General features: G+C 66.0%; 15 protein-coding genes. 2 read left to right on the top strand and 13 right to left on the bottom strand.

What is annotated here, in order from left to right; translation table 11 throughout:
* Positions 1–187 precede the first annotated feature (187 nt).
* Positions 188–1,516, bottom strand: coding sequence for an amidase (locus DC366_RS11610; protein ID WP_108692560.1), 1,329 nt, complete (start codon positions 1,514–1,516; stop codon positions 188–190).
* A 55-nt stretch (positions 1,517–1,571) separates the two neighbouring features.
* Between DC366_RS11610 and DC366_RS11605 the strand changes: the two genes are divergently transcribed.
* Positions 1,572–2,825 (top strand): UbiH/UbiF/VisC/COQ6 family ubiquinone biosynthesis hydroxylase, encoded by a 1,254-nt coding sequence (locus DC366_RS11605; RefSeq protein ID WP_207768700.1) that lies wholly within the window; start codon positions 1,572–1,574, stop codon positions 2,823–2,825.
* A 38-nt stretch (positions 2,826–2,863) separates the two neighbouring features.
* Here the strand turns inward: DC366_RS11605 and DC366_RS11600 are convergent, their stop codons facing one another.
* From DC366_RS11600 to DC366_RS11555, 10 genes are all read right to left on the bottom strand, one after another.
* Positions 2,864–3,310 carry a molybdenum cofactor biosynthesis protein MoaE gene (locus DC366_RS11600; RefSeq protein ID WP_108692386.1) on the bottom strand — a complete coding sequence of 149 codons (447 nt, stop codon included), beginning with the start codon at positions 3,308–3,310 and terminating at the stop codon, positions 2,864–2,866.
* 5 nt (positions 3,311–3,315) lie between these two features.
* Positions 3,316–3,561, bottom strand: a complete 246-nt coding sequence (gene moaD / locus DC366_RS11595; protein ID WP_108692385.1) for a molybdopterin converting factor subunit 1 — start codon at positions 3,559–3,561, stop codon at positions 3,316–3,318.
* A complete protein-coding gene (pgsA, locus tag DC366_RS11590) occupies positions 3,561–4,226 on the bottom strand; it encodes a CDP-diacylglycerol--glycerol-3-phosphate 3-phosphatidyltransferase (protein WP_108692384.1) in 666 nt (221 codons plus the stop codon). The genes moaD and pgsA overlap by 1 nt, the downstream gene beginning before the upstream one ends.
* 54 nt (positions 4,227–4,280) lie before the next feature.
* Positions 4,281–6,155, bottom strand: a complete 1,875-nt coding sequence (gene uvrC / locus DC366_RS11585) for an excinuclease ABC subunit UvrC (RefSeq protein WP_108692383.1) — start codon at positions 6,153–6,155, stop codon at positions 4,281–4,283.
* Between the two features lie 301 nt (positions 6,156–6,456).
* A complete protein-coding gene (locus tag DC366_RS11580) occupies positions 6,457–7,236 on the bottom strand; it encodes an SDR family oxidoreductase (protein WP_108692382.1) in 780 nt (259 codons plus the stop codon).
* A 14-nt stretch (positions 7,237–7,250) separates the two neighbouring features.
* Positions 7,251–8,201, bottom strand: coding sequence for a calcium/sodium antiporter (locus DC366_RS11575; RefSeq protein WP_108692381.1), 951 nt, complete (start codon positions 8,199–8,201; stop codon positions 7,251–7,253).
* Positions 8,198–8,392 carry a hypothetical protein gene (locus tag DC366_RS11570; protein WP_108692380.1) on the bottom strand — a complete coding sequence of 65 codons (195 nt, stop codon included), beginning with the start codon at positions 8,390–8,392 and terminating at the stop codon, positions 8,198–8,200. Before DC366_RS11570 ends, DC366_RS11575 begins: the two co-directional genes overlap by 4 nt.
* The gene (locus tag DC366_RS11565) at positions 8,373–9,185 is read right to left on the bottom strand and encodes a S49 family peptidase (RefSeq protein ID WP_108692379.1); all 813 of its coding nucleotides are present in this window, start codon (positions 9,183–9,185) and stop codon (positions 8,373–8,375) included. Before DC366_RS11565 ends, DC366_RS11570 begins: the two co-directional genes overlap by 20 nt.
* 87 nt (positions 9,186–9,272) lie before the next feature.
* Positions 9,273–10,034: an ABC transporter permease gene (locus DC366_RS11560; protein WP_108692378.1), complete on the bottom strand. Its 762-nt coding sequence runs from the start codon at positions 10,032–10,034 to the stop codon at positions 9,273–9,275.
* Entirely contained in the window at positions 10,031–10,960 is a 930-nt protein-coding gene (locus DC366_RS11555; RefSeq protein ID WP_108692377.1) for an ABC transporter ATP-binding protein, read from the bottom strand. The genes DC366_RS11560 and DC366_RS11555 overlap by 4 nt, the downstream gene beginning before the upstream one ends.
* A gap of 137 nt (positions 10,961–11,097) precedes the next feature.
* On the opposite strand from DC366_RS11555, the gene DC366_RS11550 reads away from it, so the two are divergent.
* A complete protein-coding gene (locus tag DC366_RS11550; RefSeq protein ID WP_165802891.1) occupies positions 11,098–12,333 on the top strand; it encodes a flavin monoamine oxidase family protein in 1,236 nt (411 codons plus the stop codon).
* On the opposite strand, the gene DC366_RS11545 is transcribed toward DC366_RS11550, so the two are convergent.
* Both DC366_RS11545 and DC366_RS11540 read right to left on the bottom strand, forming a co-directional pair.
* Positions 12,326–12,829, bottom strand: coding sequence for an SRPBCC family protein (locus tag DC366_RS11545; RefSeq protein ID WP_108692375.1), 504 nt, complete (start codon positions 12,827–12,829; stop codon positions 12,326–12,328). The genes DC366_RS11550 and DC366_RS11545 overlap by 8 nt on opposite strands.
* A gap of 91 nt (positions 12,830–12,920) precedes the next feature.
* The gene (locus DC366_RS11540) at positions 12,921–17,126 is read right to left on the bottom strand and encodes a translocation/assembly module TamB domain-containing protein (RefSeq protein ID WP_108692374.1); all 4,206 of its coding nucleotides are present in this window, start codon (positions 17,124–17,126) and stop codon (positions 12,921–12,923) included.
* Positions 17,127–17,131 lie beyond the last annotated feature (5 nt).

Below are 17,131 nucleotides of genomic sequence, written 5' to 3'. Positions count from 1 at the left end.
GATACCATCGAAAAACTGCCTCAGGTCGGGATCGTTATCGCCCCGTTTCAGGCAAAACTACCCGCTGGGCGGCGCTGCGTCCAGCAAAACCATTCAGCCGCCTGCCCGATTGTGGCATTTTTGGCAGATCCGGCTTTTCATGGCCCGGATACGTGGCCCCATCGGTTAAACACCCGTTTCCAACGGCTTAGGCCAATGCGGCCTCTGCCGCCTTCGCCACCCGAAGCAGCCGGTCCTCGCCCATCGCCTGCCCGCACAGCATGATGCCGCAGCTTGGCACCCCCGTGGGCAGCGTGATCGCGGCAAGGCCCATCAGGTTGCCGACGCGGGTGTTGCGCAGCGTCAGCAGGTTCTCGGTGACGTAATAATCGCCGCCCTCCAGAAGGCGCTGCACATCGGGCGGAAGGTTGGGCGCGGTCGGCATGAGGACCGCATCGAACCCGGCCATCCGCGCGGCCCAGTGCGCGCGCAACTCATCAAGACGCAGCCATCCGGCCACGAACTCGGGCGCGCTGAACGCCTTGCCGCCGCGAAACCGGTCGCGGATGGGGCCGAACATCTTGTCCGGATCCGCCTCGATCACCTCGCCCCAGGTGCCGTAGGCTTCGGCGGAGAAGAGCAGTTGCGCCAGGCCCATCGCCTCCTCCACCTCGGGGGCGCGAATGGCGTGGATCGTGGCGCCGGCCGCGTCCAACCGTTCGCAGGCGCCGTGATACGCGCGCTCGGGCGCCTCGCGCAGGTCGTCCATGACGGTGGTCTGAAGCGCGGCAAAGCGCATGCCGCGCAGCGACGCGCCGCGCAGATCGGGCGCGCGCCGGCCCTCCAGCACCCCGAGCAGCAGCGCGGCATCCTCGACGCTGCGCGCCAGCGGGCCGATCGTGTCAAAACGCGCGGCCAGCGGGACGGAGCCTTGGACCGGGATGCGCCCAGCGGTGGTTTTCAGCCCGACCAGATCATTCCACGCGGCCGGCACGCGGACCGAACCGCCCGTATCGGTGCCGATCGCGCCGGGCGCCAGATCATGGGCGATGCTGGCCGCCGCGCCGCTGGAGGAGCCTCCGGCAACCGCGCCCGCATCGTTTATGCACGGCGGCGTTGCCGCCATCGGGTTGAGGCCCAGACCGGAAAACGCCAGCTCGCTCATATGCGTCTTGCCAAGGCAGACGAGGCCCGCGGCGGTCGCCCGTTGCAGCACCTCCGCGTCGCGGTCAGGCACGCGGCCCTTCAGCAGGCGCGAGCCGGCCTCGGTCGCGGTGCCTGCGCTGTCGAACAGATCCTTCCAGCTGACCGGCACACCGTCCAGCGGCCCGCGCCGCTGCCCTGCCGCGGCACGCGCGGCGGCGGCGGCCGCCTCGGTCCGGGCGCGGTGATGGGTGACGGCAGAATAGATGCGCGGCGCCACCGGATGCGCGTCGATGGCGTCCATATATGCGTCCGTCAGGGCCACGGCGTCGATCTGCCCTGCCCCGATCCCGCGGCCCAGATCCGCCACACCCATTTTCAGCCAGTCCTGCATCGCCCCGCCCTCTTGTCTTGCGCCTGTCGCGCCGACCGTAGCGGCGCCGTGGCGCATGGACAATCCCGCATTCCCCGCCATATTGGGCCGCATGAAACATGACAGCGATATCGTGATCGTCGGCGGCGGTCTGAACGGCCCCGCCCTGGCATTGGCCCTGGCGCAAACGGGGCTGAGCGTGACCGTGGTCGATGCCCTGCCCGCCAAGATCCGCAAGAACGCCGCCTTCGACGGGCGCGCCTATGCGCTGGCGCTGGCGTCGGTGCGGCTTTTGCGCGCCATCGGGATCTGGAAGGGCATCGCGGACCGCACCCAGCCGATGCTGGAGATCAAGGTCAGCGACGGGCGCGCAGGCGCCGGGCCGCTGTCGCCGTTCTTCCTGCATTTCGACCATGCCGAGCTGGAGGAAGGCCCGATGGGCCATATGTGCGAGGATCGCGTTCTGCGCCCTGCCCTTCTGGCCGCGATGAAGGCCGACGGGAACATCACGCAGATCTCGGGTGACGCAGTCACCGCGCAGGAGGTATCGCCCGGCGGCGCGGCGCTGACGCTGGCCTCGGGCAAGGTGCTGCGCACGCGGCTGATCGTGGGCGCGGACGGGCGCACCTCGGGCACGGCGCAAAGGGCGGGGATTTCGCGCACCGGCTGGGACTACGGCCAGACGGCGCTGGTCTGCGCGATCGAGCATGAGCGGCCCCATCACGGCATCGCGCATCAGTTCTTCATGCCGCCCGGCCCGCTGGCCATCCTGCCGCTGCCGGGCAACGTGTCCTCCATCGTCTGGAGCGAGACGGCGCAGACCGCCGCCGCGTTCGCCGCGCTGAGCGATGCGGATTTCCTGCATGTGCTGCGCCCCCGCTTCGGTGATTTTCTGGGCGAAATTTCCCTGACCGGCCAGCGCTATACCTATCCGCTGGGCCTGACCGTCGCGAACAGCCTGATCGCGCCGCGCGTGGCGCTGATCGGGGATGCGGCCCACGGGCTGCATCCCATCGCGGGGCAAGGGCTGAACGCGGGGCTGCGCGATGTCGGGGCGCTGGCGCAGGTGGTGGCCGATGCGCGCCGACGGGGCGAGGATCTGGCCGCACCCGATGTTCTGGAGCGCTACCAGCGCTGGCGCCGGTTTGACACGGCAAGTCTGGCGATGACCACGGACCTCAGCAACCGGCTGTTTTCCAACGACAACCCCTTGCTTCGGGCGGTCCGGGGCATCGGCATGGGCGCGATCAACGCCGCCGCTCCACTGCGCCGCGCGATGATGCGCGAGGCGGCGGGATTGACCGGCGATCTGCCCGAATTGATGCGGTGACTTGAAGATCCGCCAACGGCGGGCTGCGCGGCAGCGTTCTAGCGCTGCCAATCCCTCAGCGCATCTTCATCCTCGTCGCGGGCCGCGACCCAGCCCTCGGCGTCTGCGGCGACCTCTTTTTTCCAGAAGGGCGCGCGGGATTTGAGGTAATCCATGAGGAACATCGCCGCCTCGAACGCATCCTTGCGGTGGCGCGAGGATGTCGCGACCATCATGATCATGTCATCGGGCCCAAGACGGCCATGCCGGTGAATCACAAGGCTTCCGCCCAGATCCCAGCGCGCATGCGCATCCTCGGCAATCGCGCGCAGCGCCTTTTCGGTCATGCCGGGATAATGCTCGATCTGCATGTGATCGAGCGTGCCGCCCAGATCGCGCACGATGCCGGTAAAGGTGACGATGGCGCCCATGCCGGTCTGGCGCGCGGCAAAGGCGCTCGCCTCTCGGCCCAGATCGAAGGGCGCCTCCTGAACGCGGATATCCACGGGCCTCAGCCCCCGGTCATCGGCGGAAAGAACGCCACCTCGCGCGCGCCCGACAATGGGGCGTCGAAATCCGACAATTCCTGATCCACGGCCACGCGCAGCGCCGTCAGGTCAGAAAAGGCCGCATCATACCGCGCCTCGCGCGCCCGCAACTCGGCGACCAGATCACCGACCGTGGCGGCCGATGTCTCGACCTTTTCGCGCGGCAGGCCGATCCGCTCGCGCACCCATGCGAAATAAAGAACGTCCATCAGCGATCATCCTTCAGATAAGGCAGCGATTTGGCCAGGTAATCCCAGCCGGTGAGTAGCGTCAGCGCGGCGGCAAGCCACAGCAGCACGACGCCTGTCCACCACGTAATCGTCGCGGCGTAGTAATTCCATACCAGCCCCACATGATCGGCCACGCGGCCCTCCATGATGCTGTCGATCATCGCATCATCCATGCCGCGCGTGCGGTTGAGGATATTATGCTCGAAAACGCCGGTGGCAAACAGCACCGCGATGGCGACCATCTGCAGCGTGGTTTTCCACTTGGCCAGTTTCGTGACCTTCAGAAGGCCGGCGGTGTCGCCCAGAAACTCGCGCAGGCCCGATACGAAAACCTCGCGAAACATGATCACGGTCGCGGGCAGCAGGAACCATGCATCCATGCCGGAAAAGCCGGTGATGACCATCAGCGCGATCACCACCATCGCCTTGTCGGCGATCGGATCCAGCATCGCGCCCAGCTTGGTCTCCTGCCGCCAGGAGCGGGCGAGATAGCCGTCGAACCAATCCGTGATCGCCGCCGTGACGAACAGGATCAGCGCGAACCAATCGGCATAGGGCCGGTTGAAATAAAGGAACATGACCGCGATGCCGGGCGCCGCCAGAAGGCGGGCGACAGTCAGGATATTGGGCACGGTCCATCTCATGCGCCCATGTCTATCCCGCTTGGAGTGGGTGTGAAAGCCCCGCTTTCACGGCGCTCAGCCCTTCTCGTGAAAGTAGTCATAGACCTTCTGCGCCAGCCCTTCCGAGACACCTTCCACCGCCTTCAGATCCGCCAGATTCGCGCGGCTGACGGCCTTGGCGCTGCCGAAATGGGCCAAAAGTGCGCGTTTGCGCGCAGCGCCGACGCCCGGCACGTCATCCAGCGGTGTGGCGCGCGTCGCCTTGGAGCGTTTGGCGCGGTGCGTGCCGATGGCAAAACGATGCGCCTCGTCGCGCAGGCGCTGAATGAAATAAAGCACCGGATCGTTGCGCGGCAAGGCGATGGGCCGCTGTCCGGTGCGGTGAAACTCCTCCTTGCCCAGATCGCGGTCGATCCCCTTGGCGACGCCGACCATCGGGATTTCGCCAACGCCCATTTCCTCCATGATGCCGCGCACCGCGCTCACCTGCCCCGCGCCGCCGTCGATCAGCAGAAGATCGGGCCAGGTGCCCTTGCTGCGGTCGGGATCTTCCTTCAGCAGGCGTTTGAAGCGGCGTTGCAACACCTCCTTCATCATGCCGAAATCATCGCCGGGGGTCAGATCGTCGCCGCGAATGTTGAACTTGCGGTACTGGTTCTTCATCATCCCCTCGGGGCCCGCGACGATCATCGCGCCCACGGCATGCGCGCCCTGAATGTGGCTGTTGTCATAAACCTCGATCCGCTGCGGGGCTGCGTCCAGCCCGAACGCATCGGCCACGCCTCTCAGCAGACGCGCCTGCGTCGCGCTCTCGGCCATCTTGCGCGCAAGGCTCTCGCGTGCATTTCGCAGGGCGGATTCCACCAATTCGGCCTTCTCGCCGCGCTGCGGAACCATCAGCGTCACCTTGCGGCCCAGCTTGCCGGTCAGTGCCTCGGCCATCAGGTCGGGGTTCTCGATCTCGTTCGACAGGATCAGCTGTCGGGGCGGCTCCTTGGTGTCGTAGAACTGGCCGATGAACGCCTCCAGCACTTCGGGCGCTTCGACGTCCACGCCGACGCGGGGATAAAAATCGCGGTTGCCCCAATTCTGCCCGCCCCGAATGAAGAAAACCTGAACGCAGGCCTGCCCGTTTTCCAGATGCAGCGCGATGATGTCCGCCTCGTCCACGCTGCGCGGGTTGACGCCCTGCGCGGTCTGGATCTGCGTCATCGCCTTGATCCGGTCGCGCAGGGCGGCGGCGCGCTCGAACTCCATCGCCTCGCTGGCCTCGGCCATCTGGCCGGCCAGTTTTTCCTGAATCTCGGTGGATTTGCCGCTCAGATACCTCTCGGCATCATTCACCTGCGCGGCATATTCGGCCTTGGTGATATAGCCCACGCAGGGCGCCGTGCAGCGCTTGATCTGGTATTGCAGGCAAGGGCGCGTGCGCGTCTCGAACACCGAATCCGTGCAGTTGCGCAACTGGAACACGCGCTGAAGCTGCGCCAGCGTCCGGTTGACCGCGCCGGCGCTGGCGAAGGGGCCGTAATAGGCGCCCTTTTCGCGCTTGGCGCCGCGATGCTTCTTGATCATCGGATAATCGTGCGACTTCGTCACAAGAATGTTGGGAAAAGATTTATCGTCGCGCAGCAGCACGTTGTATCTGGGCTTGAGCTGCTTGATGAGGTTCTGCTCCAGCAGCAGCGCCTCGGTCTCGGTCGCGGTGGTCAGGAACATCATCGAGGCGGTCGCGTCGATCATCCGCATGATGCGCCCCGTGTGCCCGGTGGGCCGCGCATAGCTGCTGACCCGCGCCTTCAGATTGCGGGCCTTGCCGACATAAAGAACGCGCGCCTGCGCATCCAGCATGCGATAGACGCCGGGCGACGCGTCCAGCGTGCGCAGGTAGGATTGGATCACCTTGTGGCCGGTCGGCACCGGTGTCTGGGGAGGCGTCTGATCAGTCATGGTTCCATAGATATGATTCTGCGGCGTGGCTGCAATCTTGGGCGCGCGTCCGCAAGGGCAATCCTGTCCACGATTCATGTGGATAAGTCTGCGGGTAACTTCGCGTCACCGTGGAATTTCCCTTGTCGGCAACGGACTTCGCTGAATTGCCTATTTAATAGGCAGTTTTGCAACCCGCTGATACAAAATGGAAATATTTATGCTGCGACGCAATATGTTGATTTCATTGCGGATTCATCAGCAAATCCTGAACAAGCGCTCAAAAAGTGCAAAACTTTGCCGACGGGCTGCGCATCGGCGCTCATTCCACCCCCAGAACGTCGGGCGTTCGCCAGCCCAGATGCTGCCCGCCATCGATGCACAAAAGCTGTCCGGTGACGGCCGGAGCGTTCAGGAAATACGCAAGCGCGCCGGTGATGTCATCCTTGTTCGCGCCGCGCTTCAGGATGGTGGAGGCGCGTTGATCGGCAAAATGCGCCTCGCTCTGCCGCGTGGCCCGCAGGGTGGGGCCGGGGCCGATGCCGTTCACGCGCACCCGCGGCGCCAGCGCCTGCGCGGCGGTCTGCGTAAAGGCCCACAGGCCCATCTTGGACAGCGTGTAGGTCATGAATTCGGGGGTCAGCTTGCGCACGCGCTGATCGATCATGTTGACGACAAGGCCCTGTGCCACCGGCTCGCCATTGGCATCCTCCACGGGGTCCGGCACCTGCGCGGCCAGCGCCTGCGTCAGAACGAAAGGCGCGCGCAGGTTCGATTCGAAATGGCGGTCCCAGCCCTTGCGCGTCGCGCTGTCCAGCGTGTCGTGATCGAAGATCGAGGCCGAGTTGACCAGAACGGCCATCGGCCCGCCCAGCGCCGAGGCGGCGGCGGCGATCAGCGGCGTCACCTCGTCCTCGTTCAGCAGATCGGCCTGCAGGGCCACCGCGCTGCGGCCCATCTGGCGGATCTCGGCCACCACCTCCTCGGCGCCCTTGTCCGAGCTATGGTAATGCACCGCGACGTCATGGCCCTGCTGCGCCAGCTCCAACGCCATCGCGCGGCCCAGCCGCTTGCCCGCCCCTGTCACCAATGCACGTTTCATGCGCGCCTCCCGAGTCACCAGATCAATACGACAATGATGTAGCCCACATAGGCCGCAGACAAGAGCGCGCCCCAAACGCGGCCGATATCGACCTTGAAAAACACGAACGGCACCAGCACCAGCGACGCGGCCAGCATGATCCACAGATCGAAGGTCAGGAACCCGCGATCCACCGGGATCGGCCCGACAAGGGCCGCAACCCCGATGATGCCCAGCAGGTTTAACAGGTTCGAGCCGATGACATTGCCCAGCGCCACATCGGCCTGCTTGCGCAGCGCCGCCATCACCGTGGTCGCCAGCTCCGGCAGGGACGTGCCCAGCGCCACCAGCGTCAGGCCGATGACCGTGTCGCTGACGCCGAACCGCAATGCGATGATCGACGCGTTGTCGATCAGGATATCGGCGCCCAGCGGCAGACCGGCAAGGCCGAGGATCAGGAACACGATGATCTGCCACCACGGCATGTCCGGATCGGCGCCCTCGACCTCTGCCTCGGGATAGGCGCGCTCGGCACGGCGGTGCTTTTGCGCATCACGCGCAAGGACCAGCATGAACGCGGCCAGCGCCGCCAGGAGGATCAGACCCGACACGAAGGTGAACGTCCCCAGAAACGCAAGGCCGATGAACAGCACGCTGGCGGCCAGCATCAGCACATAGGTCTTTCGCGTGTCGCATGTGCTGGTATGCAGCACCGACAGGATTGCGGGCAGGCCCAGAACCAGCAGCACGTTGGCCGTGTTTGACCCCACCACATTGCCCAGCGCCAGCCCCGGCTTGTCCAGCAGCACCGCGTTGATCGAGATCAGCAGTTCGGGCGCGGAGGTGCCGAAGGCGACGATCGTCAGACTGACGATCAGCGCCGGGATACCGACGCGCAAGCTCAGATTGACCGCGCCCTTGACCAGCGCATCGCCCGCCAGCAGCAGGATCACCAGCCCCAGCCCGGCAAGCAACCAGACCATCATTTACCCAAACCCTTCTGGCAGGAGCAGGGCCCCTTGCCGATTTTGAACTTGCCGCATTTCGGGCATTTCGCCGCCGCCAGGCGTTTCTGGCCGGGAAAGCGCAGGCGGCCGAACATGGCCAGAACGGCCATGCCTGCAAGGAAGAGTGCAACGATCTTGACAATCACCGCGTCACAGCCCGAACCGCGCATATTGCGCGCGGGTTTCGACGGCGGCCATCGCATCCTCGGCCATCGCGGCGCCGAAACGTGACAAAAGCCCCTTTTTCGGCCCATAGCGCATCAGGCGAACATCCTTGCCGTAAAGCTCTTTCAGCTTGGGCACCATATGCGCCTCGCCGTCGACAAGGCCCAGCTTGACCGCGCGGCGGCCCAGCCAGAATTCGCCGGTGAACAGATCCGGATCGTCGGCCAGAACCTTGCCGCGCCGTTCCTTTACATAGGCAATGAAGCCGCTGTGCAGGTCCTCCAGAATGTCCTTCAGACGCTCGACATCCTCTTCCTTCTGGGGAAGGAACGGATCGAGCGTCGATTTCGATTTGCCGGAAGTATGCACGCGCCGTTCGATGCCTTGGCGCGCCAGAAACACGGGCAGGCCGAAACCGGCCGAAATGACCCCGATCGACCCGATGATCGAGCCGAAATCGACCCAGATGTCATCCGCCGACGCAGCCAGCCAATAGCCCCCCGACGCCGCCACATCCTCGACAAAGGCATGAACGGGGATGCCCTTTTCCTCCGCCAGCCGCCGGATGCGCGATGCAATGAGCGACGATTGCACGGGCGAGCCGCCGGGCGAGTTGATCAGCAGCGCCACCGCTGCCGGCCTGCCCTTGCGAAACGCCTTGTCCAGGATCGGCGCCAGCGCCTCGTCATTCAGGGCCATGCGGCCGGTGCCGATGCTGCCGTTCAGGCGCACCACGGCAACGCGCGGATGGCTCTTGGTGAAGGGCAGTCGGGATTTGAAGGCGGACCATTTTGTCATGTCAGCGATGTATAAGGCCGCGCCCCGCGAAACAAGGCGGCAGCGCGCGGCGCATCCTTGGTTATTGCAAAAATATCGGCGTATCCTTCACGATTTGATCCGGTATCCGGTCTTGAATATCCACCAGACCACGCCCATGCAGATGCCGGTAAAGCCCGCGATCGCCAGAAGCGACCAGCCAACGCCGACATCGGCGGTCCCGAAGAACGACCAGCGAAAGCCCGACACGAGGTAGACCACCGGGTTGAACAGCGCCACGGTCTGCCAGCTTTCGGGCAGCATCGAGATGGAATAGAACGCGCCGCCCAGAAAGATCAGCGGCGTGATGACCAGAAGCGGGATCAACTGCAATTGCTGGAAATTCTCGGCCCAGATGCCGATGATGAAGCCGAAAAGGCTGAAGCTGATGCAGGTCAGCAGCAGGAAGGCCAGCATCGCCCAAGGGTGCATGATCCGGATTTCCACGAAAAATCCGGCCGTGACCAGAATGACGATCCCGATCAGCAGTGATTTCGTCGCCGCCGCCCCGACATAGCCCAGAACGATTTCCAGAAAGTTGACGGGCGCCGACAGCAGCTCGAAGATCGTGCCGATGAATTTCGGAAAATAGATGCCGAAGGACGCGTTGCTGATCGCCTGCGTCATCACGCTGAGCATGATGAGGCCCGGCACGATGAAGGCGCCATAGCTCACGCCCTCGACCTCGTCGATGCGGCTGCCGATGGCGGCGCCGAACACCACGAAATAAAGCGAGGTGGAGATGACCGGCGACAGGAGGCTTTCCATGAGGGTGCGGAAAAACCTTTTCATCTCGTAAAGGTAGATCGCCCATATCGCTGGCAGGTTCATGCCTCGCCCTCTTTGATCAGCCCGACAAAGATTTCCTCAAGGCTGCTTTGCTTGGTCTGGATGTCGCGCAGCGCCAGCCCCTCGGCGGCCAGCGCCTGCAAGAGCCGCGTGATCCCCGTGCGCTCGCCGCCCGCCTCGTAGGTATAGCTGAGCGAGGTGCCGTCCGCCGACAGGCTCACGTCATATCCGGCCAGCGCCTCCGGCACGGCCTCCAGCCGCTCCATCAGGTCGATCCGCAGGGTTTTCTGGCCCATGCGTGCCATCAGGTCGGCCGTCGGCTCGACCAGGAGAATCCGGCCCTTGCTGATCACGGCGATGCGGTCGGCGATCGCCTCGGCCTCCTCAATATAATGCGTGGTCAGGATGATCGTGACGCCGGACTGGCGCAGATCCTCGACCACCTGCCACATGTCGCGGCGCAGCTCCACATCGACGCCCGCCGTCGGCTCATCGAGGAACAGAACGCGCGGCTCGTGGCAGAGCGCCTTGGCGATCAGAACGCGCCGCTTCATCCCGCCCGACAGCTCGCGGATGCGCGAATTACGTTTGTCCCACAGGCTAAGCTGGCGCAGGATCTTCTCGATCAGCGCGTCGTCGCGTCTTTTGCCGAACAGTCCGCGCGAGAAACGCACAGTGTTGATGACCTTCTCGAACGGCTCCAGCGCGATTTCCTGCGGCACAAGGCCGATCATCGCGCGCGCCTTTCGATAGCCCGTGACCACGTCATGCCCGCCCACCGTGGCGCGCCCGCTGGAGGGCGTGACGATGCCGCACAGCGCCGAGATCAGCGTCGTCTTGCCCGCGCCGTTGGGGCCGAGCAGCGCAATGATCTCGCCCTGTTCGATCTGCAGGGACACGCCGGAAAGCGCGGTGAATCTGCCTGCGTAAACCTTGCCCATGTTCTGCACGTCGACGATCGCGGTCATGCGCGGCCTCCTGCCATTGCGGTTGCGCCGAACGTAACGCAATGCCCGCCCGTGGCAATCGCGGATTGTGCGAGGGCGATTGCGCGGCGCTGCACATCGGTATTCAATGCAGCGCACGCAGGCACGGAGCATCAGGAATGACCGATCCGATCATAATTGTCGGCGCAGGCGCCGCAGGCATCGGCGCGGCGCTGGAATGTCGCGAGCGCGGCCTGCCCTACGTGGTGCTGGAGGCATCCGGGCGCGTCGGCGGGCGCGCCTACACGGCGGCAGCCGGCCTGCCGGAGGCGTGGGATCACGGCTGTCACTGGCTACATTGCGCCGATGAGAACCCGCTGGTCGCATGGGCGGACCGGCTGGGCGCGCGCTATCGCAATCACGAAGGGGAGCACGCTTTTCAGGTCTGGGAAGATGGCGCGTTTCTGGATGACGCAGGGATCCGCGATTATGATCGCGCCGTTACCCGTGCGTTCGACGCCGTCGAGGCATCGGGCGCCGATGTGCCGATCCCCGATGTGCTGCCCGACGCCGGACGCTGGGCGCCCTCGGTCAACCTGATCTTCACGCTCATGGCCGGCGACGATGCGGGCGACGTGTCGGCGTCGGGCTATGCCGACTACCGCGATACGGGACACAACTGGCCCGTGCTGTCGGGCTATGGCAGGCTGATCTCCGCGATGGCCGAGGGCCTGAACATCCGCACCGGCGTGGCCGTGCGCGGCGTCGCCCAGCGCGGCGATGGTGCGACGGTCGCGACGGATCAGGGCGATCTTGAGGGCGCGGGCGTGATCGTCACTGCCTCGACCAGCGTCATTGCGCGCGGCGCGATACGGTTCAGCCCCGGCCCCGCCGCCGATCTGGCGGCCGCGCTCGACCGCGTGCCCTGCGGCGTCTACGAAAAGGTTGCCTTCGCCATGGACGCGCTGCCCGGCGAGCTGGCGCAATCGCAGTTCCTGTCGATCCAGCAAGGCGGGCATGACCTGGCGACGAATTTCCAGATCGTTCCGGGAAGCAACCCGGTGATGCTGTGCCACATGGGCGGCAAGGACGCGCATGCGCTGGTGATGGCCGGACCGGAGGCGATGACCGACTACGCGCGCGGGGCGCTGATTACCGCCTTCGGCACGCAGATCGCGGATCGGATCACGGCCACCGCAACGACGAGCTGGACCAACGATCCGCTGTTCCTGGGCTCATACTCGCACGCGCGGCCGGGATCGGCGCAGTTCCGGCGCGACATGATCGACGCCGACACCGGGCGCGTGGCCTTCGCGGGCGAGGCGTTTTCGCCAAGCTGGCAGGCAACGGCGCATGGCGCCTATGCCAGCGGGCGGCACGTGGCGGCGCGCATGGCCGCCCAGACGCTTAGCTGATCAGCTTTTTCAGCCAGCCCTTTTTCTCGGCCTCCGGCGCGTCATCCTCTTCCTTCGGCCCCTCGATCACCTCTTCGAGCCGGGTAAAGAACTGATCAGCCATCTTCTTGGCAAAACCGTCCACGATGCGGCTGCCCAGCTGGGCCAGCTTGCCGCCGACCTTCGCCTCCACATCATAGCTGAGCGTGGTGACGCCGTCCGCCTCCTCCAGCGTCACGTCGGCGGCGCCCTTGGCAAAGCCGGCGGCGCCGCCCTTGCCCTCGCCGGTCAGGGTCAGGCTGGTATGCTCGACCATGTTGCTGATGGTGACGGTGCCGCGAAACGTGGCCTTGACCGGGCCGACCTTCTGGGTGACGACCGCCTCGAACCCGTCCTCGGGGTTGCCCGTCACCTCGGTCGCGCCGGGCACGCATTCCTTCAGCACCTCGGGGCTGAGAAGTGCGGCCCAGACCGTGGCCTTGTCGGCCGAAATCTGGCGCGTATCGCTCATCTGCATCGGGCATCCTCCCTTGGGCGTTTCGCGCCAGCCTAGCGCAGGGATTTGCCTGCGCCAAGTCGGCAAAGCGCGGCGGGTCACGCAGCGCGCGTCAGTAATCCTTCTCGAAGAAAATGCCCAAGCCGCTGTCGCCATCGGCGCCAAAGCTGCCCTTGGCCTTGAGCCGCTTGTTGATCTGAAGGTTCAGGTTGATCTGGGTCTGCCCTTCGGAATCCACCTCGACCTCGGAATAGATGTTCTCGGACAGATACTTGCCCGCCTTCACCTCGGTCGTGTCGCCTTCGCCGGTGGTCACGTCCAGATTGTCGAGGCCAAAGCCCTTGCGCAGCTTGCCCACCACGCCGCCGCCGCCCTTGTCGGCCAGTGTCGCCACCGCCGAGGCAAGCTGTATCGCCTGAAACGCGGAAATCTGGCTGAGGTCACGGCCGAAGATGAGTTGCGACACGATCTGATCCTCCGGCAGGTCAGGCTGCGAGGAGAAGGTGATCTCGGGCTCGTCCGCGGGGCCGTCGATGGTGATGTAGACCTGCACATCGCCGCTTTCGGCCTGCGCCACCAGATGCAGGAACGGAACAAAGCTGCCCTGCATCCGCAGATAACCTTCGATCAGATCCAGCCGCTTGCCCAGAAGGTCCAGCCGCCCGCGCAGCAGATCGAACTGCCCCTCGGGGATGACCTGCACGGTGGTGCCGCGCAGGTGCAGCGCGCCGCCCAGCTCGGCATCGAGACCACGGCCGCGGATGAAGATGCGCGCAGGCGCGTTGACCTGCACATCCAGACCATAGGACGGACCGCCCCCATTGCCGTTGCCCGGCCCGCCATTGGCGCCGTTGTCCAGCAGATTGGCAAAGCCGCGGGTGCGGCGAACGGCGGCAGGCTCGTTGATATGCTCCAGGCCGGGCAGATCGGCGCCCGCGCTGATCGCGCCGCTTGGCACCTGGATGTTGACCTCGCCCAGGTTGATCGTCCCGGCGATGTTCGCGCCGCCGGTTGCGGGTCCGTTGAAGGTGATCCGCCCGTTCGCCGTCGTCGTGTAAAGGCCCGGATCGGTGATGCCGATATTCTGCAGATCCGCCGCGATATCCGCCTGGAACGGCGGCGACAGCCCGATGCGGCCATTCGCCGACAGGCGCCCGCCGGTGCTGACCCCGGAGCCGATGTCGATCTGCGCGGCGCCGCCGGTCAGGCGGATATTGGCGTTAATGCCCTGAAGCGCCAGCTTCAGCTTGGGCAGCGCAAGGCCCGCGCCGCTGGTCGTAATCGTTCCCGTCACCGACGAAACCGCGGGCGGGCCGTTCACCGACAGATCGAAATTGGCGATGCCGGACAGGCTGCGCGGGCTTATGAACACATCGGCCAGCGCCAATGGCGCCTTGCCGCGCGCATCGAGGTTCAGCGTGCCGTCATTGCCGATGCGCCCCGAAACCGCCGCCGTGATACCGGCAGGGCCGGTCGCGTTCGTGTCGATGATATAGCCCGATCCGTCGCCGCGAACGGTGCCCTTGGCCGTCGCGGGGCCCGGAATGCCCGGCGCCAGAAGCGCGACATTGGCCAGCCGCGCGTCGAACTGCGCCGCCGCGTTGCCGTCCGTGCCGATCGTGCCCGACGCTGTCGCTGTGACCTGCGGCGTGTTCAGATCGGCCTCCTTGATGACCAGCGCGCCACCGGCCTCCCGCGCCACTTCGGCGTTCAGGGTCGAGCGGCCGCGCAGCAGGCTGTCGACTTGCGCGATACCGATGGCGATGTTCGTGCCCGTCACATCGACGCTTGCCTCTGCCGCGCCGTTCGCGGCCATGAAGCCGCTGGCACTGGCATCGATTTGCGGAGTTTTCACGCGGCCCGCACGCAAGGTCAGGCCGCCATCGGCGCTGCGCAGCGCCTCGACATGAGCGCTGGATTTGCCCTGCAGCAGGCGATCCACCTGCGCGATACCGATGCTCAGATTGTCGCCGGTCACATCGACGGTCGCCTCGCCCGCGCCATCGGCGGCGTAATACCCGGTGGCGTCCAGACTGATCTGCGGCGTCTCCAGCGCGCCGCGGCTCAGCGTCAACGCGCCATCGGCGCTGCGCTGCGCATCAATGCGCGCGGTGGACGCGCCCCGCAGGATGCGATCGGCGGCCTCGATGCCGACGGCCAGATCCTGCCCGGTGACCTGAATTTCGGCCTGCCCGCTGAGATCGGAAAGGTTGCCGCGCGCCTCGACCAGAACACTCGCCGCGCCGCCCAGATCGCGGCCCGCAAGCGCGGCGTAGCGCGCAAGATCGCTGGCGACGAGGGTGGCGGTCCCGTCAAAGATGCCGGGCTTGCCACCGACCACGTCAACCGTGCCGTCCGCCGTCAGAACCGCCTCGCCGGGGCCGGAGCCGCCCGCACGAATGGTCCATCTATCACCCGCCTGATCGGCGTCCAGCGTCAGCTTGGCCGGGCCGTTCAGCCCCGGCGCGATCAGCGCCGCATCGGCCAGCGCAAGCGCCAGATCCGCGGTCGAGCCGTCCGATTTCCACGCGACACTCGCCGTCAGATCGGTGGCGGGCGATTGCACGCGCAACTGGTCCACGAACGTGCCGTCCTTGCCGCGCCGCGCGTCGAGCACAAGCTCGATCCGCCCGGCCAGCATCGGGTCAAGCCGTGGCTGCCCCAAGGCCAGATCCTGCGCGCTGCCCTTGACGGAGACCTCCATCTCGCCCTCGGTCGGGGTGATGGCCGCGTCGATCTGCACATCGGCGGCGCCCTCCAGATCCGTGCCCGCAAGCCCGGCAAAGCGCGCCAGATTCTCTGCCTTCAGCGCGACGGAGGCGGACAGCCGCGGCGCGATCGGTTTGGACAGGCCGGTGATCTCGGCGCTGCCGTCGATATCGAACCCCTGCCCGTTCACGGCCAGCGACGTCAGGCGAAAGGGATCGCCCTGCGTCCAGTCGAACGCGATATCGCCGTTCAGCGCGTCGCCCAGCGCCGCCTTCAGGTCCGGATCGGTCAGCGCCAGCCCGGAAGCGCCGAAATCGAGCGCGCCGTCCACATGGCCCGCCGCCCCGCCCGCACCGGGAAGCAACGTGCCGCCGCCCTTGAGCTGCGCATTTGCAAGCGTCAGATCGTCCCGCTCCAGCCCCGAGGCGTCCAGCGTCAGGCGCCATTCGTCGCCCGTCGCCCGGTCATAGCGCAGCGCAAGGTCCATCCCCTCCAGCGTGGTTTTCGGCCCGCTCAGCGGCAGAAGAACCGGCGCGCCATCCTGCGATGCGATCCGTCCGGTCAGATCGAATTCCTGCGGCCAGTTATCCGCGCCCAGTTGCAGATTGCCCTCCAGCGTCAGCGCCGCCGAGGTCAGCGACAGCGTCTCGATCCCCAGACCGCCGCCCGCAGGTTTGGACCCGCGCAGGACCAGCGCGATATCGCGGCCGAAAAACGCGCGATACTCCGGCGCAAAGACCGGCGCGATATCGCCGCCAATGTCGGCGGCAAATGTCAGCGGCGCGCCGCCCTCCGGCGCCTCTGCGTCCGGGGCCGGCGCCTGCACCGTGACGGTGCCGCCGATGCGCCGCTCGCCATCCGTATCAAGCGCGATCTCGGCGGTGAAATCGTCCAGCGGCGCGTCGCCGGTGACGCTCAGCTCCAGCGATGGCGCGCCCGGAATCCCCATCAGGGAGGACGCAAGCCCGCCCTCGGCCTCGGTCACGGTCAAATCGATGCCCAGCGCGCGGTCCGCGTTCGAATAGCTGGCATTCAGCAGCACCTTGTCCGTGTCGCGGTCCAGCCGGGTGATATCCAGCTCCGCGTTGCCCGCGCCATCATCCAGCGTAAGCGATCCGGCCAGCGACAGCGTCACTTCCTCGCCCAGAACAGGCGCGCCCAACACGATCCTGTCTGCCGCTACCTCCTCGACATTCACGGCAACGGGCAGGTCGGGCAGGGAAAATCCGGTCGCTTCGGCATCGGGAACCTCGATCCCCTCCTGCGGCTTGGGCAGGCGCGGCAGCAGGATCTCGCCCGCCGACAGCTTGGTCACCTGCAACCGGCCGCGCAGCAGCGCAAGGCGGCTCCAGTCCAGCGTCACGTCCTTGAGCGTCAGCCAGATCCCGTCCTCATCCGCGATGGTCAGCAGCTCCAGCGTCGCCTCGCTTGACAGCGCCCCCTCGAAACCCTCGATGCGCACGGCGCGCCCCTCGGTCGAGAGGTTGTCCTCAAGAAAGCCCTGAAGCAGCCCGCGATCGCGCTCATCCTGCGCGGCGGCGCCATGCGGCAAGGCCAGCAAAAGCGCGATCAGCGCAAGCTGCGTCAGGCGGGCGGTCAGTGTGCTCATCACGG

Origin of the sequence: Pelagivirga sediminicola, from assembly GCF_003072125.1 — a bacterium.
Lineage (GTDB): Bacteria > Pseudomonadota > Alphaproteobacteria > Rhodobacterales > Rhodobacteraceae > Roseovarius > Roseovarius sediminicola.
Note: the sequence above shows the minus strand (reverse complement) of the source record. Positions and strands in the feature narration are given on the sequence as shown.

Excerpts from the sequence above, each read along its gene's own strand:
- DC366_RS11610 (WP_108692560.1), bottom strand. The coding sequence starts at position 1,516 with ATGCAGGACTGGCTGAAAATGGGTGTGGCGGATCTGGGCCGCGGGATC.
- DC366_RS11605 (WP_207768700.1), top strand. The coding sequence starts at position 1,572 with ATGGACAATCCCGCATTCCCCGCCATATTGGGCCGCATGAAACATGAC.
- moaD (WP_108692385.1), bottom strand. The coding sequence starts at position 3,561 with ATGGACGTTCTTTATTTCGCATGGGTGCGCGAGCGGATCGGCCTGCCG.
- pgsA (WP_108692384.1), bottom strand. The coding sequence starts at position 4,226 with ATGAGATGGACCGTGCCCAATATCCTGACTGTCGCCCGCCTTCTGGCG.
- uvrC (WP_108692383.1), bottom strand. The coding sequence starts at position 6,155 with ATGACTGATCAGACGCCTCCCCAGACACCGGTGCCGACCGGCCACAAG.
- DC366_RS11580 (WP_108692382.1), bottom strand. The coding sequence starts at position 7,236 with ATGAAACGTGCATTGGTGACAGGGGCGGGCAAGCGGCTGGGCCGCGCG.
- DC366_RS11575 (WP_108692381.1), bottom strand. The coding sequence starts at position 8,201 with ATGATGGTCTGGTTGCTTGCCGGGCTGGGGCTGGTGATCCTGCTGCTG.
- DC366_RS11570 (WP_108692380.1), bottom strand. The coding sequence starts at position 8,392 with ATGCGCGGTTCGGGCTGTGACGCGGTGATTGTCAAGATCGTTGCACTC.
- DC366_RS11565 (WP_108692379.1), bottom strand. The coding sequence starts at position 9,185 with ATGACAAAATGGTCCGCCTTCAAATCCCGACTGCCCTTCACCAAGAGC.
- DC366_RS11560 (WP_108692378.1), bottom strand. The coding sequence starts at position 10,034 with ATGAACCTGCCAGCGATATGGGCGATCTACCTTTACGAGATGAAAAGG.
- DC366_RS11555 (WP_108692377.1), bottom strand. The coding sequence starts at position 10,960 with ATGACCGCGATCGTCGACGTGCAGAACATGGGCAAGGTTTACGCAGGC.
- DC366_RS11550 (WP_165802891.1), top strand. The coding sequence starts at position 11,098 with ATGACCGATCCGATCATAATTGTCGGCGCAGGCGCCGCAGGCATCGGC.
- DC366_RS11545 (WP_108692375.1), bottom strand. The coding sequence starts at position 12,829 with ATGCAGATGAGCGATACGCGCCAGATTTCGGCCGACAAGGCCACGGTC.
- DC366_RS11540 (WP_108692374.1), bottom strand. The coding sequence starts at position 17,126 with ATGAGCACACTGACCGCCCGCCTGACGCAGCTTGCGCTGATCGCGCTT.